Origin of the sequence: Patulibacter americanus DSM 16676 (assembly GCF_000420025.1) — a bacterium.
Classification (GTDB): Bacteria; Actinomycetota; Thermoleophilia; order Solirubrobacterales; family Solirubrobacteraceae; genus Patulibacter; species Patulibacter americanus.
In genome coordinates, this window is the sequence record NZ_ATUD01000002.1 from 232,179 (window position 1) to 248,528 (window position 16,350).

The window sequence follows — 16,350 nt, forward strand, 5'->3', positions numbered from 1 at the left end:
GCGCCCCGGGCGGCGGTCCCGCGGCCGGCGCGGGCCGGCCGCCCACGCCCTAGGTGGGGCGGCGCGGCAGCTCGCCGTCCGCCGTGGTGTGGGCACCCAGCAGGCGCGAGAGCCGGGCGGCGGCGGCCGCCACGCGGGTGACGACGTCGTCGACCCGGTCCTCCATCACGCGGCGCTCGCCCGAGACGTTCACCGCGGCGACGCGCTCGCCGCGGAAGTCGTGCACGGGGGCCGAGACGCCGATGGCGCCCTCCTCGTGCTCCTCCCGCACGACGGAGATCCCCGTCGCGCGGACCTCGGAGATCGCGGCGTTCAGCTCGTCGACGCTCTGGACGCGGCTGCGGGGCGCGACCCCCGCCAGCTCGGCGGCGCGGTAGCGGTCGCGCAGCGCGGCGGGGGAGAGGCCGGCGAGCAGCACCCGGCCCGCACTCGTGGCGTGCGCCGGCGCGGTCTCGCCCTCCCACGCGCCCCACGCGGTCGCGCGGGTCGGAGGCGACTCCGAGCGCAGCGTGAGCACGTCGATGCCGTGCAGCGTGCAGAGGTGGACCGTCTCGTCGAGCTCGCCCGCGAGGTGACGGAGGACGTCGGGCGCCACGGACAGCAAGCGGCGCTGCGCGGTGGCGGCGGCCAGCGCGTAGAGCTCGAGGCCCAGGTGGTAGCGGCCCGTGGCCGGATCGCGCTCGACCAGCCCCGTGTCGACGAGGGCGCGGAGACTGCGCGAGACCTGGCTCTTGTCGCGGCCGATCTGGGTGGCCAGGCGCACGACGCCGAGGCCCTCGCCCGTCGGGTCGGCGGCGAGGCCGCGCAGCAGGTCGAGGTCCTTCGTCAGCCGCACGGCGCGCGGGCGACGGCCCGCGGGGGCCGGGGCCGAGGCGGACTCGTCCGGCGCGGCGAGCGTCTCGTCGGGTCCGGCAAGCGTCTCGTCCGGTCCGGGGAGCGCGTCGTCCCCCGCGGCGAGCGCGTCGTCCGGTGCGGCGAGCGCGTCGTCGCCGAGGGCGGCCGGCGGCGCGGCGACGACGTCGACCGGACCGGCGTCGGGTGTGTCGAGGGGGTGATCGGGTACGGACACCGCCACAGCATGACGCGCGGTCGCGCGGGTTGCCGAGGAGTTGCGGACGGCCGCCCTCCGTGGGGGCGGGCGGCCCCGGCGGTGGAGCGCCGGCGCCCCCGCCGGGGTCGCTCGCGGTCGCGCCGTGGACGACTTCACCGACGGGGTTGCGCAACGGGCAACACGCCGTGCGTCTGCGACATCGGCTACCGTCCCCTCCAGTGTTCGTACCACCGGTCGCATCGAGCTTCTTCGAGTACGTCGGGGACAACTCCGACTCCGTCCTGCAGCTCGCGTGGGGCCACGTGTGGGTCGTCGCGCTCTCCATGGCCATCGCCACGGTGCTCGGGATCGGCCTCGGCGTCATCACGTACCGCTCACCGGTGGCGTCGTCCGTGACGCTCACGGTCGCGGGGCTCTTCCTGACGTTCCCGTCCTTCGCGCTGCTCGGCGTGCTACTGGCCGTGCTCGGCCTGGGCGTGACGCCGGTCGTCATCGCCCTCGTCATGTACGCGCTGCTGCCGATCGTGCGCAACACGATCACCGGGCTGCGCGAGGTCGACGCGATGGTGCTCGACAGCGCCCGCGGCCTCGGCATGTCGACGACGCGCCGGCTCGTCCGTGTGGAGTTGCCGATCGCGTGGCCGGTGATCCTGGCCGGCCTGCGCACCGCGACGCAGCTCGTCGTGGGCATCGCGGCCATCGCCGCCTACGTCAACGGCCCCGGCCTGGGGACGTTCATCTTCTCCGGGCTCTCGCAGCTCGGCGGCGCCAACGCCACGAACCAGATCGTCGTGGGGACCCTCGGCGTCATCATCATCGCGCTGATCTTCGACGCCCTCCTGGCGCTCCTCGGTCGCGCAACCATCTCGAAGGGGATCCGTGCCTGACACCTCCACCGCCGTGCCGAGCTCCGATCGCTCCGGCGCCACGCAGACCCTCCGCGAGGCGATGTCCACGGGCAACGCCGTCGAGATCGACCTGCAGTCGGTCACGAAGCGCTACCCCGGCAGCCCGAACCCGGCCGTCGAGGACTTCTCGCTGACGATCCCCGCGGGACAGATCGTCGTCTTCGTCGGCCCCTCGGGCTGCGGCAAGACGACGACGATGCGGATGATCAACCGCCTCGTCCGTCCCACGGGCGGCCGGATCCTGATCGGCGGCGAGGACGCGGCCGAGATGAAGCCGGACGACCTGCGCCGCCACATCGGCTACGTCGTCCAGCAGGCCGGGCTGCTGCCGCACCTGACCGTGCGCCAGAACATCGAGACCGTCCCGCGGCTGCTCGGCTGGAAGCGCGACCGCATCGCGGAGCGCTCCACGGAGCTGTTCGAGCTCGTCGGCCTGGACGAGGGCGAGTTCGCCGGGCGCTTCCCGCGTGAGCTCTCCGGCGGCCAGCAGCAGCGCGTCGGCGTCGCCCGCGCGCTCGCGGCCGACCCGCCGATCCTGCTCATGGACGAGCCGTTCGGCGCGCTCGACCCGATCACGCGCGACCGCCTGCAGTCCGAGCTGCTCAAGATCCAGCGCCGGGTCCGCAAGACGATCGTGTTCGTCACCCACGACATCGACGAGGCCATCAAGCTCGGCGACCGCGTCGTCGTGCTGAAGGAGCGCTCGCGCATCGCGCAGGCCGGCCCGCCCGACGAGATCCTCGCCGAGCCCGCCGACCGCTACGTCCGCGCGTTCATCGGCGGCGGCGCCGCGGTCAAGCGCCTGCACCTGGTGCGGGTGGAGGACCTCGAGCTCGAGCCGTACCCCGCGTTCACGCAGGGCGAGGGCTACGACACGATCATCCGCCAGCTCCAGGCGAGCCAGCGCGACTACGCGCTGCTGCTCGACGACCAGCGTCGTCCGCAGCGCTGGCTGCACACGGACGAGCTCGGCGACCGCCCGGGCCAGCCGCAGCACGTGGGCCAGGCCGTCTCCGGCGTCGTCATGGCGACCACCACGCTGCACGACGCGATGGACGAGATGCTGAGCTCCGGCACGGGCGTCGTCCCCGCCGTCGACGACCGGGGCGCCTACCTCGGCGTCGTCCGGCTCGACCAGGTCACCGCCGCGCTCGAGGCGATCCACACGAAGCCCGTCGCCGAGCAGGCGGACGCCACGCCGGTGCAGACGCTCGCCGAGATCACGGGCGAGATCGACCGCCGCGAGATCGAGGCGGAGCAGGCGCGCCAGGCGGCCGCGATGTCCGGGGACGACGCGTGACCCGCGTTCCCACGGCGGTCCGCCTCTTCGCCACGCCGGTCGTCGTCGCGATCGCGCTCGTGGTGCTCTACGTCGCGATCGGCAAGCAGACCGACCCACTGTCGGTCACGGCCCTGACGGACGCGGAGGGCGCCACGAGCGCCCACGCGTTCGACTCCAAGGTGATCGACGCGCTGCTCCGGCACCTGCGGCTCGTCGGCATCTCGGCCGTGCTCGTGCTGTTGATCGGGATCCCGCTGGGCATCGTCCTGACCCGCACGCGCTCCAAGATCGTCAGCCTGCTGCTCAACGGCATCTTCAGCGCCGGCCAGGCCGCGCCGGTCATCGGCGTGTTCGTGCTGCTCGTGGCGATCTTCGACCTCAAGGGCTGGGTCCCGTACGCGGGCCTGACGCTCTACGCCGTGCTGCCCGTCATGCGCAACACCGTCGAGGGGATCCGCAACGTGGACCCGGGCCTCGTCGACGCGGCCCGTGGCCAGGGCTTCTCGCGGGCCCAGGTGCTCACGCGGGTCGAGCTGCCGCTCGCCGTCCCGATCATCCTCTCCGGCGTGCGCACGGCCCTCGTGCTGCTCGTCGGCACCGCCACGCTCGCGACGTTCATCAACGGCGGCGGTCTGGGCAACATCATCAACGACGGCATCAAGAACCAGCGCGACGCCGTGCTCCTGACGGGTGCCGTGACGGCCGCGCTGCTCGCCGTCCTCATCGACTGGATCGCCGGGCTGGCGGAGCGCTACATGAGCCCCAAGGGCCTGCGGGGAGAGAGCGCATGATGCGTCGACGGATCGTGTCCCTGGCGGCGGCCGCTGCGCTGATCCCCGCGCTGGCGGGGTGCGGCGCCCAGTACAGCGGCGGCGGCGAGGGGCCGCTGAAGGGCGCCCAGATCGCCTTCGGCTCGAAGGACTTCACGGAGCAGAAGGTGCTCGGCCAGATCGCCGTGCAGTACCTGCGCTCCCAGGGCGCCGACGTCTGGGACCAGACGGGCCTCGTCTCGTCCCAGGCCGTGCGCAGCTCCATCGAGCGCGGCGACATCGACGCGAACTGGGAGTACACGGGCACCGCCTGGATCACGTACCTCGGCAACGCGAAGCCGATCGCCGAGACCAAGGCGCAGTTCGAGGCGGTGAAGAAGCAGGACGAGGAGGAGAACGGCCTCTCCTGGATCGACCCCGCCCCGCTGAACAACACCTACGCCCTGGCGATCAAGCGCTCGAAGGCGGAGGAGCTGGGCATCACGAAGCTCAGCGACCTCAAGGAGCTCGTCGCGAGCCCGAAGGGCAAGGACCTCACGCTCTGCGTCGAGTCCGAGTTCGCCAACCGCCCCGACGGCCTCCCCGGCCTGCAGAAGACGTACGGGCTGAAGTTCACCCGCGACAACACGAAGCGCCTGGACACCGGCCTCATCTACTCCCAGACCGGCAACGGGACCTGCACCTTCGGCGAGGTCTTCACGACGGACGGCCGGATCCAGAACCTGGACCTCTTGACGCTCGAGGACGACAAGAAGTTCTTCCCGATCTACCAGGCCGCGCTGAACATCCGCACCGAGGTGCTCGGGAAGCACCCGCAGATCGAGCGCATCATGGAGCCCGTCGCGCGGCGCCTGACCACGAAGACGATGCAGCGGCTCAACGGGCGCGTCGACATCGAGGGCGTGCTGCCCGACAAGGTCGCGCGCGAGTGGCTGCAGGACGAGGGCCTGATCCCGAAGGACTGAGGACCCGGCCCGCGGGCCGCGGGCCGAGGGTTCGAACCCTCCGCCCGCCCCGCCCCGGCCGGGCGGGGACCGCATCCGCCGCCGTGCGGCGACTACCCTGACGCCCGATGTCCCTGACCGTCATCAAGCTCGGCTCGAGCGTCGTCGTGCACGACGACGGGTCGCTGCGCGCCGAGGGCATCGCCGCCCTCTGCGCCACCCTCGCCGGTCGCCACCGCGGCGGCGAGCGGTTCGTCGTCGTCTCGAGCGGCGCGATCGCCCGCGGCGTCCGCGAGCTCGGGCTGGCCGCGCGCCCGACGGGGACCGACGCGCTGCAGGCCGCCAGCGCCGTGGGCCAGGGTCGCCTCTTCCGCCAGTGGGACGACCGCTTCGCCGCCGAGGGGCTCACCGCCGCCCAGGTGCTGCTCACCCGCTACGACCTCGGCGACCGCGAGGCGTTCGTCAACGCCCGGCGCACCCTGGCCAAGCTCGTCGAGCTCGGCACGGTGCCCGTCATCAACGAGAACGACACCACGACGACGGAAGAGATCTCCTTCGGCGACAACGACCTGCTCGCGGCACAGGTCGCGATGATGCTCGGCGCCGACCGGCTCGTGCTGCTGACGTCGACGGACGGCCTCTTCTCCGCCGACCCGCGCGTCGACCCCGCCGCCACGCTCGTGCGCGAGATCCACGACGTGGAGCGGGCGCTCGCCGACAACGACGTCGGGGCCACCACGTCCACCCTCGGCACGGGCGGGATGCGCTCGAAGGCGCTGGCCGCCGACGTGGCGGCCTCGGCCGGGATCCCGACCGTCGTCGCCTCCGGCCTGCGCCCCGAGGCGCTCGGCCGCGTGCTGGCCGGCGAGGACGAGGGCACGGCGTTCGTCGCCGGCCCCGCCCGGTGGTCGAGCTTCAAGCTCTGGCTGCGCCACGCGAAACAGGCGCGAGGCACGATCGAGGTCGACGAGGGCGCCCGCCGGGCCCTGCAGCGCGACGCCACGTCGCTGTTGCCCGTGGGCGTCGTGGGCGTGACGGGCGACTTCCGGGCCGGCGACGCGGTCGACGTGGCCTGCGGCGGCGTCGTCGTCGCCAAGGGCATCTCGGGCTACGCCTCGGGCGCCCTGCGGCTCGTGCAGGGCGAGCGCACCGAGCGCGTGCGCGAGCTGCTCCCGCAGGCCCCGGAGGAGGCGGTCCACCGCGACCGCCTCGTCGTCCTCTAGCGGCCGCGGGCGGCGTCTCGACGCTACGTCAGGCCGGCGTCGTGCACGAGCAGCGCGACCTGCACCCGGTTGGTGAGGTCGAGCTTCTGCAGCAGGCGCGAGACGTGGGCCTTCACCGTCGCGACGCTCATGTGCAGCTCGGCGCCGATCTCCGCGTTCGAGGCCCCGCGGCCCAGCGCGATCGCGACCTGGAGCTCGCGCTCGGTGAGGTCGTCGAGCCGCCCGGACGCGCTCCTGCGGCGGTCGTGGGCGGACGCGTCCGCGACGTGGGCGATCAGGCGCTTCGTGACGGTGGGCGAGAGCATGCCCTCGCCCGCGGCGACGAGCCCGATCGCCCGCACGATCTCCGCCGGCGGCGTGTCCTTGAGCAGGAACCCCGCCGCGCCCGCCCGCAGCGCGTCGAGAACGTGGTCGTCCGTGTCGAAGGTCGTCAGCACGATCACCTCCGGGCGCCCGCCCGTGCGGGCGGCGTGCTCCCGGGCCGTGCGGGTCGCGGCCACACCGTCGACGCGCGGCATCCGCAGGTCCATGAGGACGACGTCGGGGGAGTGGGCGTGCAGTGCCTCGGGCACCTCGGCGCCGTCGGCGGCCTCGCCGACGACGCGCACCCCCGGGGCGCCGTCGAGCATGAGGGTCAGCGCAGAGCGGACGAGCGGGTCGTCGTCGACGAGCAGCACGCGCACGGGCACGGCGGCGGGCGCGCTCATGCCGTCGTCCCCCACGGCATCCACGCGCGCAGCACGAAGCCGCCGTCCCCGGTGTGGCCGTGCTCGAGGCGCCCGCCGGCGAGCGTGGTCCGCTCCGCCAGACCGACGATCCCGGTGCCCGCGCCGGGGAGCGCCGGCCCCTCGGAGGAGCCGTTCGTGCCGCCGACGGGGGCGGCGTTGCGCACCTCGACGGTGAGGCCGTCGGTCGGGGAGCCGGTCACCGCGACCCGCGCCCGCGTGCCGGCGGCGTGCTTGCGGACGTTCGTCAGGCCCTCCTGGACGACTCGGTAGGCGTTGCGGCCGAGGCTGCGCGGCACGTCCTCCGGCGCGTCGACGGTCACGTCGCCGTCGACCCGCATGCCGGCGGCGCGGGACTCCTGGAGCAGCGCCGGGACGTCGCAGAGGGTCGGCTGCGGGCGCTCCGGGGCGGGCTGCCCGTCGGGGATCTCCGTGTGGCGGAGCACGCCGATGACCTCGCGCAGGTCCTCGAGCGCCTCGTGGGCGCTGGCGCGGATGACGCCGGCGGCGCGCCCGACGTCGGCCGGGGACGCGTCCGGGCGGAACTCGAGCGCTCCCGCGTGCATGCTGAGCAGCGAGATCCGGTGGGCGAGGGCGTCGTGCATCTCGCGGGCGATGCGGGCGCGCTCGGCCTGGCGCGCCTGGTCCACGAGCAGGCTCTGCTCGCGCTCGGCCCGCTCCGCCCGCTCCCGCAGCGAGGACAGGAGCTGGCGGCGCGAGCGCACCACCACGCCCCAGGCCGTCACCGCGACGATCAGGGCGGAGACGACGACGATCGCCGACCAATAGCTCATCTCGGGGTCGGGGTGGATCCGGAAGAACGGGACGAGCCCCGCGAGCTGCAGGAGCGTGACGGCCGCCACGACCCGGAACGGCCGGTGGACGGCCAACGAGAACAGGAGCACGATGGACGGGCCCCCCGTCGACGCCGCGAACGCCCCGAAGGGCACCGTCGCCAGCGCGAGGGCGACGGGCCACCGCCGGCGCCACCACATCGCCACCAGGAAGGCGACGCCCGCGACGAGGTCGACGACGGCGAGCGCGTCGCCGCTCGGGCCCTCGGGGAACGTCGTGGCGAAGGACGCGCCGGCGAACCCGGCCGCCAGCACGAACGCCACGACGTCGACGAACCAGTCCCGGGCGCTCCGGCGCGCGGGCCGTTGCGCGCCGTCCTCGGCCGCGCCGTCCAGGAGCAGGGACGGGAGGAACGCGCGGGCCCGTGACCACCGGGAGACGGGGAGCGGGGGAGACGTCGTGCTGACCACGGGACGAGCGTACGGTCCGGACGGCGGACGCACCACGGCCGGAGGTCGATGGCGGGGCAGACCCTCGGCCGATGTGGGGCCGGGGGCCCGCGGGCAGGCTGGTCCCCGTGATCCTCTGCGAGCAGTTGACGAAGCGCTACGGCACCCACGCGGCGGTGCAGGACGTCGACCTGCGCTGCGAGCCCGGCACCGTCACCGGGTTCCTCGGGCCCAACGGCGCCGGCAAGTCCACCACGATGCGCATGATCTGCGGGTTGACGATCCCCACCAGCGGGCACGCCACCGTGGACGGCGTGCCCTACGCGGAGCTCCCCGACCCGGGCCGCACCGTCGGCGTCCTGCTCGACGCGAGCGCCCAGCACGCCGGGCGCACGGGGCGGGAGGTCCTGACGCTCTCGGCGATGGTCCTCGGCCTGCCCCGGACCCGCGTCGAGGAGGTCCTGGCGACCGTCGGCCTCGACGCCACCGCGGCCCGCCGCCGGACGGGCGATTACTCCCTCGGCATGCGGCAGCGCCTCGGGCTCGCCCACGCGCTGCTCGGCGACCCGCGCATCCTCATCCTCGACGAGCCCGCCAACGGGCTGGACCCCGAGGGGATCCGCTGGATGCGCCGCCTCCTGCGCGACTTCGCCGACGGGGGCGGCACCGTGCTCCTGTCCTCGCACCTCCTGCACGAGGTCGAGGCGGTGGCGGACCACCTCGCCGTCGTCTCCGGCGGCCGGATCGTCGCGCAGGGCACCGTGGACGAGCTCCTGAGCCGCGGTGGCGTCGTGGTGCGCTCGCCCGAACCCACCGCACTGCGCCGCGCGCTCGCCGCGGCCGGCCTGCCGTCGACGCCCACGGCGGAGGGCGGGCAGCTCGTCGACGGCACCGCCGAGGCCGTCGGCCGCGCGGCGGCCGACGCCGGCGTCCCCCTCGTCGAGCTCCGGGTCGCCGAGCGCGCGGGCCTCGAGGACCTCTTCCTCTCCCTGACCTCGAGCCCCGACCCGGCGGCGTCCGCGTCGACGGCCCAGGAGGTGGCCGCATGAGCACCGCGACCGTCACCGCGCCCGCCGGGCGCACCACCCCGCGGACGAGCGGGCCCTCGCTCGGCCTCCTCGTCCGCGTCGAGCTGCGCAAGGCCACGGACACCCGCGCCGGCCGCTGGCTGCTCGGGATCACCGCGGGGATCGCGTTGCTCGTCGCCGTCCTGGGCGGCCTGCTCGGCAGCGACGCCGACCGCACCCTGGGCGACATCTTCGCGCTGCAGATGCTCCCCCTCAGCGTCTTCCTGCCGGTGGTCGGCATCCTGACGGCCACGGGCGAGTGGTCGCAGCGCACGGCCCTGACGACGTTCGCGCTCGTGCCGCGCCGGGGGCGCGTGGTCGCCGCGAAGGTCCTGGCCGCCCTGCTGCTCGGCCTCGCCGCGCTCGTCGTCGCCTTCGGGCTGTCGTGCCTCGGGGCCGTGCTCGCGTCGTCGTCCGGGGCTCCCGACGCCTGGGACGCCTCGGGCGCCGTCGTCGGCCAAGGGTTCCTCGCGCTCGAGGTCGGCGTGCTGTGGGCGATGGCCTTCGGACTCGTCCTCGCGAACCCGGCGGCGGCGATCGTCGCGTACTTCGCCCTGCCGATCGCGTTCTCCGTCGTCGGGGAGCTCGTCCCGGGGCTCGACGACGCGTGGCAGTGGCTCGACCCGAACCAGGCGCTCGAGCGGATGCCCACCGAGACGCTGGCCGCGGGGGACTGGGGCAAGTTCGCGGTCTCCTGCGTCCTGTGGATCGCGATCCCACTGGCCGTCGGCGTGGTCCGCACGCTGCGCCGCGAGGTGAAGTAGCGCCGCGAGGGGACGGTCGGGACGACGGGCTAGAGTGGGACGCATGGCCACCACCAGCGTCGAGGTCCCCTCCGTCGCCGACGTCTGCCGGCAGGCCCGCGACGCGGGCCGCCGGCTCGCGGCGCTCGACACGGCGACGAAGGACCGGGCGCTCGGCGCGATCGCCGACGCGATCACGGCCCGGTCGGCCGAGATCCTCGCCGCCAACGCGCTGGACCTCGAGGCGGGCCGCGAGTCGGGCCTCTCCACCGCGCTCATGGACCGCCTGCGGCTCGACGAGGCGCGGCTCCAGGGGATGGTCCGGGGCGTCCGCGACGTGATCGCGCTGCGCGACCCCGTCGGCGAGACGATCGAGGGCTACCGCCTGCCCAACGGCCTCGACGTCCAGCGCCAGCGGATCCCGCTCGGCGTCGTCGCGGTCGTCTACGAGGCGCGCCCGAACGTCACGATCGACGCCGTCGCCCTGACGCTGAAGAGCGGCAACGCGATCGTGCTGCGCGGCTCCTCCAGCGCCCTGCACTCCAACCGGGTCCTCGCCACCGTGGCCTCGGAGGCGGCCGCCGCGGCGGGCGTGCCGGAGGGGGCCATCGGCCTCGTGTCGGGCGGCGGGCGCGACGAGCTGACGGAGCTGGCCACGCAGGACCGCTACGTCGACCTCATCGTGCCCCGCGGCGGCGACGGCCTGAAGCGCGCGCTGAAGGGCGTCGCCACGGTGCCGGTGATTTTCGCCGCCGCCGGCATCGGGCACGTCTACGTGGACGCCGAGGCCGACCTGGACCAGGCCCTCGCGATCGTCGAGAACTCGAAGGTCCAGCGCCCGAGCGCCTGCAATGCCGCGGAGACCGTGCTCGTCCACCGGCACGTCGCCGAGGCGTTCCTGCCCGCGATGGCCGAGCGGCTCGGGGCCCGCGGCGTCGAGCTGCGGCCCCACGCCGAGGCGCTCCCGTTCGTGGAGGACCGCGGCGCCGCGGTGGTCCCCGCCACGGACGAGGACTGGGACACGGAGCACCTCGCGCTCATCCTCGGCGTGCGCCTGGTGGACGACGTGTGGGCGGCGATCGACCACATCGAGGCCCACGGATCGGGCCACAGCGACGCGATCGTCTCGCGCGACGCCGGCGCGATCCGGGCGTTCGAGCGCAGCGTGTCCTCCGCCGCCGTCTACGTCAACGCGTCCACGCGGTTCACGGACGGCGCGGAGTTCGGCATGGGCGCCGAGATCGGGATCTCGACGCAGAAGCTGCACGCCCGCGGCCCGATCGGCCTGCGCGAGCTGACGACGTACCGCTACCTCGTGCGCGGCGACGGCCACGTGCGCGGCTGAGCGTGCGGGTCGGGCTGCTGGGCGGGACGTTCAACCCGCCGCACCTGGGCCACCTCGTGCTCGCGGAGTGCGCCCGCGACGCGCTCGGACTCGACGAGGTGCTGCTCGTCCTCGCCGCCCGACCCCCGCACAAGGTCGTCGACGGCGACCCGGGGCCCGACGAGCGCCTGCGGCTCTGCCGGGCCGCCGTGGCCGGTGAGGAGGGGCGGATCGGGGTCTGCGACGTCGAGCTGCACCGCGAGGGCCCGTCCTACACCGCCGACACGCTGGTCGAGCTGCAGGAGCGCCACCCCGACGCGGAGTACGTGCTGCTCCTCGGCGGTGACGCGGCCGCCGGGCTGGCGTCGTGGCACCGCCCGAAGGACATCCTCCGGTTCGCGGCGATCGGCGTCGCGGAGCGGGGGCGGGACACCCACGAGCGGGCGCTGGAGACCCTGACGAAGCTGGGTCATCCGGACCGGTTGCTGCCCTTCGCGATGCCGGCGCTCGAGCTGTCCTCGACGCTGATCCGGGCCCGCGTGCGGGCCGGGCGGACGGTCCGTCACCTCGTCCCGCCGGAGGTCGAAGCGCGCATCGACCTCCTGGGGCTCTACCGTGGGGGGCAGAGCGAATGAGCAAGCGTACGTACATCACCCAGAACGCGTCCCCGGACGCCACCGATGAGGTCCTGCCCCCGGACCCCGAGCTCGAGGCGCTCGTCCGGCGCGTCGTGACCCTCGTCGCGGACCGCAAGGCGCTCGACGTCGTCACCGTCGACCTGCGCGGAGCCTCGGCCTACACGGACGCGTTCGTGATCTGCACGGGCCGCACGGACCGCCAGGCGAAGGCGATCCACGACAGCGTCCACGAGGGCATGAAGCACGACGGCGAGCGGCTGCTGCCGCGCCGCGTGGAGGGCGTCCAGGAGGCCCGCTGGATCCTCATGGACTACGGCGACCTCGTCGTGCACGTCTTCGTCCCGGAGACCCGCGCCTTCTACCGGCTGGAGTCCCTCTGGGGCGACCGCCCGCGCTTCGACGTGGCCGACCTGCTCGAGGGCGGGTCCACGGACGAGACGGCCACGGCCGACGCCGAGCCGCTCGACGGCTGAGCCCGGTCGCGGCGGGCGACCGCCGTCGCCTCCGCCGACCGGCGCAGGCGGCGCAACCGGTCCCCCGGGGCCGTCGACGAACGACCCCCGCCGATCGGCTGGTGTGTGCTGCGACACAGAAGCCGGCGTGTCATCATGGGGTGCTCGGAGACCCGTCATGCTCGATCTGACCCCCCACGGCCGGCCGGCCGCCGCACCGTGAGGGTCGACCGCTGCTTCGCGTTCCTGGACCTCTGCGGGTTCAGCGCGTACACCGAGCTCAACGGGGACGAGGAGGCCGTCTCCGTCCTCTCGATGATGCGCTCCGTCGTGCGTCGCGCCGCCGACCGCCGTGGTGTGCGCGTGATGAAGTGGCTCGGCGACGGCGTGATGCTGGCCAGCGGCGACCGCGGGTCGATCGCCGCCGCGACGCTCGAGATCCGCCACCACCTCGGCGGCGCCAGTCCGCTCAGCGTCCGCACCGGCATCTGCCGCGGCGACGTCCTCGTCTTCGACGGCGACGACTACGTGGGCGCCGTCATCAACGCCGCCGCGCGCCTCTGCGACCGCGCCGGCCCGGGACAGATCCTGATGGCGGAGCACCCGGACGCGACGGTGCCCCCGTGGGCCACGACGCGCCCCTACGGCCTCGTCGACGTGCCGGGGTTGTCGAAACCGCTCGCGGTCCACGAGGTCGACGTGCTGCTGACGCCCGACACCCAGCCCGTGATGGACCCGGTCTGCGGCATGCCCGTGGACCCGTCCGTGGCCGTCTCCCCGACGGGCGAGCACGGCCCGGAGCTGCGCTGCTTCTGCTCGGCGGAGTGCGCCGAGCACTGGGGTCGCGCCGCCGGCCGCCGCGTGCACCGCGCCGCCTGAGCGACGCGGCCCGCCGACGGCGGTAGCCGGCCACCCCGGCCGACCAGCCCGACCAGCCGGGCGCGGGCCCGGTCAGACCCCGACGGTTTCGCGCTCGATCTCGCGCCGGCGGACCGGCGTCGTCTCGTACTGCTCCTCGTCGAAGCGGGCGACGCGGCGGCGGTAGAGGAACGTGAAGTCGGGCCAGAGCGTCGTGTTGCGCCCCCGGGCGTCCATGTACCAGGACGCGCAGCCACCCTCGGTCCACACCGTGCCCTGCAGCCGGCGCTGGACCTCGTCGTTGTCGGCCTGCACCGCCGCGGGCTTGGGCGTGAACGCGGCGAACCGGCCCTGCCGCGCGCGGCGCAGGGCGTCGCGCACGTACCGGACCTGCGACTCGATCATGTAGATGATCGAGTTGTGGCCGAGCCCCGTGTTCGGGCCGACGAGCATGAAGAGGTTGGGGAAGCCCTCGATCGTCGTGCCCCGGTAGGCCTCCATGCCCTGCTGCCAGTGCTCGGCGAGCAGGCGGCCGTCGGCGCCGCGCAGGCGCTCCGCGATCGGCTGGTCCGTCACGTGGAAGCCGGTGCCGTGGATGATCGTGTCGACCTCGTGCTCCACGCCGTCGTGGTCGACGATGGAGTGCGGGCGGACCTCGCGGATGCCGCTCGTGACGACGTCGGCGTTCGGCGCGCCCAGCGCCGGCAGGTAGTCGTTCGAGATCAGGACCCGCTTGCAGCCCACCTGGTAGTCCGGCGTGAGCTTGGCGCGCAGCGCCTCGTCGTGCGGGATGGAGCGCTTGAGGTGGGCCAGGCCGACCTGGCGGGGCAGGCCGCGCAGCGCGCCGACGTGGTTGAAGGAGAGGACGAAGCTCTCGCGCGTCAGGTAGACCCCGAGGCGCGCCAGGCGCTGCGTGAACGGCAGGCGGCGGAAGAGGAACCGCTCGAACCGCGTGATCGGGCGGTCGGGGCGGGGGAGGACCCACGGCGGCGTGCGCTGGAAGAGCACGAGCGACTGCGCCTGCGGCTGGATCTTCGGCACGAACTGGATCGCCGAGGCACCCGTGCCGATGACCGCGATCCGCTCGCCCGTCAGGTCGTGGTCGTGCCGCCAGCGGGCGGAGTGGAAGACGGTGCCCTCGAAGGTGTCGAGGCCGGGGAGGTCGGGGTACTTCGGCTCGCACAGGGGGCCCGTGCCGGCGACGAGGAACTGGGCGCGCAGGCTGCCCCGTGGGGTCTCGACGTGCCAGCGCTGCTCGTCCTCGTGCCACGTCGCCGAGGTGACCTCGGCGCGGGTGCGCACGTAGGGGCGAAGCCCGAACCGCTCGACGACCTTCTGCTGGTAGGCCCAGATCTCGGGCTGCGTGGCGAAGGAGCGCGACCAGTCCGGGTTCGGTGCGAACGAGAACGAGTACATGTGGGACGGGACGTCGCACGCGCACCCGGGGTAGACGTTGTCGCGCCACGTCCCGCCGATGTCGTCCGCGGTCTCGAGGATCACGAAGTTCCGCTCGCCGTCCTCGAGGAGGCCGACGGCCATGCCGAGGCCGGAGAAGCCGCTGCCGACGATGGCGACGCGGACCTCGTCGGGCAACGGCGCGGCGGTGGGGGACTGCGGCGAGGCGGCGGTGGTGCTCATGCGGGCGATCCTAGGGCTCGGTGACCGGTTACTGGTGAGTAGGTTACGCCATCGTAGCCAGAGGGGGAAGGCCCCGGCGTGGCGGGCGCGGCGGGGCCGGACCGCACCCGCGCTCCCCGGTCGCGTCGCCGGCCGTCCGGGCACGCTCCGTAGTCCCTACGGTGCCCGCCCGGGTCGAGTCCCGATGGCGCGGGGCCTGCTCGTCCGTAGCGTCGAGCGCATGGATCGCACCCCTCCCTCCGCGACCGCCGGACCCGCGAAGGCGCACACCCGCGTGCTCGTCGTCGGCGGGGGCGTCGCGGCGCTCGAGACGCTGCTCGCGCTGAAGGAGCGCACGGGCGGGGCGCTGCGTCCGACGCTGCTGGCCCCGCACGCCCGCTTCCGCTACCGGCCGCTGGCCGCCTACGCGGGCCTGGTGCCGGACATGACGCAGACCGTCGACCTGGCCCGCATGGCCGCCGAGCAGGGTGGCGGGCTCGTCTGCGACCGGCTGGCGGCCGTGGACGCCGACGCCCACGAGGTCCGGACGGCCCACGGCGCCCGCATCGGGTACGACGCGCTGGTCGTCGCCACCGGCGCCGTGCCCCAGGAGGGCCTGTCCGGGGCGCTCACCCTGGGGGACCCCCACGACGAACCGGCCCTGGCGCGGCTCGTCGCCCGGGTGCGGGCGGGCGAGGTCGGGCGGCTCGCCGTCGTCGTCCCGCCCGGGGTCCTCTGGTCGCTGCCGGCGTACGAGCTGGCGCTGCTGCTCCGCCACGCGGCGCCCGCCGGCACCACGCGCCTCGCGGTCGTCACGGCGGAGGAGGCCCCGATGGTCGCCGCGGGCGCGGACTTCGGCGCGGCCGTGCAGGGGCTCCTGGACCGCAACGACATCGAGCTGCAGACGTCGACCTGGCCGGACGCCGTGGCCGACGGACACCTGTGGATGCCGCTCCAGGGCGCGTCGCCCGTCGACGCCGCGGTGGCGCTCGCACGGCCCGGCGGGCCGTCGCTCCCGGGGCTGCCCTGCGACGAGCACGGGTTCCTGCCCGTCGGCCCGGACGGGCGCGTGGCGGAGCAGACCCGCGTGTGGGCCGCCGGCGACGTGGCCGCCCACCCGCTCAAGCAGGGCGGGCTGGCGGTGCAGCAGGCCGACGTCGTGGCCGACGACGTCGCCCGCCACCTCGGCCTCGAGCCGCTCACGAGCGAGGGCCCGGCGCCCGCCGTGCTGCGTGCCGCGCTGCTCGACGGCGCGGGCACGCTCTACCTGCGCTCACGCCCCGTCGTCGGCGGCTTCGACACCGAGGTCTCGCGGGAGCCGCTGTGGTGGCCGCCGTCCAAGATCGCGGGCGGGCGGCTGCCCTCGTACCTGGCGGAGCGGGAGACGGTCTGACGCGGCGGGCGGGCCCCGGCAGGTGAGCGGGGCGCCGGACGGTCGGGCGACGGGACGCGGGGGAGGCATCGGGCCGAGCAGAACGTCCGCCGAGGGTGTTTGGCGAACGCC

General features: G+C 74.6%; 16 protein-coding genes. 12 read left to right on the top strand and 4 right to left on the bottom strand.

Features of this window, described 5'->3' with window-relative positions:
• Window positions 1–49: 49 nt before the first annotated feature.
• Window positions 50–1,069 (bottom strand): IclR family transcriptional regulator, encoded by a 1,020-nt coding sequence (locus F593_RS29770; RefSeq protein WP_022927727.1) that lies wholly within the window; start codon window positions 1,067–1,069, stop codon window positions 50–52.
• A 200-nt stretch (window positions 1,070–1,269) separates the two neighbouring features.
• Here F593_RS29770 and F593_RS0105365 point away from each other — a divergent pair, with 200 nt between their 5' ends.
• The 5 genes from F593_RS0105365 to proB all read left to right on the top strand — a co-directional run bounded on the left by F593_RS0105365 (window position 1,270) and on the right by proB (window position 6,178).
• Window positions 1,270–1,938 carry an ABC transporter permease gene (locus tag F593_RS0105365; RefSeq protein WP_022927728.1) on the top strand — a complete coding sequence of 223 codons (669 nt, stop codon included), beginning with the start codon at window positions 1,270–1,272 and terminating at the stop codon, window positions 1,936–1,938.
• On the top strand, window positions 1,931–3,259 hold the full coding sequence (locus F593_RS22655) for a betaine/proline/choline family ABC transporter ATP-binding protein (protein ID WP_022927729.1): 1,329 nt from the start codon (window positions 1,931–1,933) through the stop codon (window positions 3,257–3,259). The genes F593_RS0105365 and F593_RS22655 overlap by 8 nt, the downstream gene beginning before the upstream one ends.
• The gene (locus tag F593_RS22660; RefSeq protein WP_022927730.1) at window positions 3,256–4,032 is read left to right on the top strand and encodes an ABC transporter permease; all 777 of its coding nucleotides are present in this window, start codon (window positions 3,256–3,258) and stop codon (window positions 4,030–4,032) included. Before F593_RS22655 ends, F593_RS22660 begins: the two co-directional genes overlap by 4 nt.
• A complete protein-coding gene (locus F593_RS0105380) occupies window positions 4,029–4,976 on the top strand; it encodes a glycine betaine ABC transporter substrate-binding protein (protein ID WP_211216155.1) in 948 nt (315 codons plus the stop codon). Before F593_RS22660 ends, F593_RS0105380 begins: the two co-directional genes overlap by 4 nt.
• A gap of 107 nt (window positions 4,977–5,083) precedes the next feature.
• Window positions 5,084–6,178: a glutamate 5-kinase gene (proB, locus tag F593_RS0105385; RefSeq protein ID WP_022927732.1), complete on the top strand. Its 1,095-nt coding sequence runs from the start codon at window positions 5,084–5,086 to the stop codon at window positions 6,176–6,178.
• 23 nt (window positions 6,179–6,201) lie between these two features.
• Here proB and F593_RS0105390 read toward each other — a convergent pair whose 3' ends face one another.
• The gene (locus tag F593_RS0105390) at window positions 6,202–6,885 is read right to left on the bottom strand and encodes a response regulator (protein ID WP_028721457.1); all 684 of its coding nucleotides are present in this window, start codon (window positions 6,883–6,885) and stop codon (window positions 6,202–6,204) included.
• Window positions 6,882–8,099 carry a sensor histidine kinase gene (locus F593_RS0105395; protein WP_051160446.1) on the bottom strand — a complete coding sequence of 406 codons (1,218 nt, stop codon included), beginning with the start codon at window positions 8,097–8,099 and terminating at the stop codon, window positions 6,882–6,884. Before F593_RS0105395 ends, F593_RS0105390 begins: the two co-directional genes overlap by 4 nt.
• Window positions 8,100–8,275: 176 nt before the next feature.
• On the opposite strand from F593_RS0105395, the gene F593_RS0105400 reads away from it, so the two are divergent.
• The 6 genes from F593_RS0105400 (at window position 8,276) to F593_RS27820 (ending at window position 13,250) form a co-directional block, all read left to right on the top strand.
• A complete protein-coding gene (locus tag F593_RS0105400; protein ID WP_028721459.1) occupies window positions 8,276–9,196 on the top strand; it encodes an ABC transporter ATP-binding protein in 921 nt (306 codons plus the stop codon).
• Window positions 9,193–9,978, top strand: a complete 786-nt coding sequence (locus F593_RS0105405; RefSeq protein ID WP_022927736.1) for an ABC transporter permease subunit — start codon at window positions 9,193–9,195, stop codon at window positions 9,976–9,978. The genes F593_RS0105400 and F593_RS0105405 overlap by 4 nt, the downstream gene beginning before the upstream one ends.
• 43 nt (window positions 9,979–10,021) lie before the next feature.
• Window positions 10,022–11,302 carry a glutamate-5-semialdehyde dehydrogenase gene (locus tag F593_RS0105410; protein ID WP_022927737.1) on the top strand — a complete coding sequence of 427 codons (1,281 nt, stop codon included), beginning with the start codon at window positions 10,022–10,024 and terminating at the stop codon, window positions 11,300–11,302.
• A 2-nt stretch (window positions 11,303–11,304) separates the two neighbouring features.
• Complete coding sequence (gene nadD, locus F593_RS0105415; RefSeq protein WP_022927738.1) at window positions 11,305–11,916, top strand: nicotinate (nicotinamide) nucleotide adenylyltransferase; 612 nt, start codon at window positions 11,305–11,307, stop codon at window positions 11,914–11,916.
• Complete coding sequence (gene rsfS / locus F593_RS22665) at window positions 11,913–12,392, top strand: ribosome silencing factor (RefSeq protein WP_022927739.1); 480 nt, start codon at window positions 11,913–11,915, stop codon at window positions 12,390–12,392. Before nadD ends, rsfS begins: the two co-directional genes overlap by 4 nt.
• 198 nt (window positions 12,393–12,590) lie before the next feature.
• Window positions 12,591–13,250 (top strand): adenylate/guanylate cyclase domain-containing protein, encoded by a 660-nt coding sequence (locus F593_RS27820; protein ID WP_022927740.1) that lies wholly within the window; start codon window positions 12,591–12,593, stop codon window positions 13,248–13,250.
• 72 nt (window positions 13,251–13,322) lie between these two features.
• Here F593_RS27820 and F593_RS0105430 read toward each other — a convergent pair whose 3' ends face one another.
• Window positions 13,323–14,867: a flavin-containing monooxygenase gene (locus F593_RS0105430; protein WP_022927741.1), complete on the bottom strand. Its 1,545-nt coding sequence runs from the start codon at window positions 14,865–14,867 to the stop codon at window positions 13,323–13,325.
• 220 nt (window positions 14,868–15,087) lie between these two features.
• On the opposite strand from F593_RS0105430, the gene F593_RS0105435 reads away from it, so the two are divergent.
• On the top strand, window positions 15,088–16,239 hold the full coding sequence (locus F593_RS0105435; protein ID WP_169449152.1) for an FAD-dependent oxidoreductase: 1,152 nt from the start codon (window positions 15,088–15,090) through the stop codon (window positions 16,237–16,239).
• The last annotated feature ends 111 nt before the right edge of the window (window positions 16,240–16,350 follow it).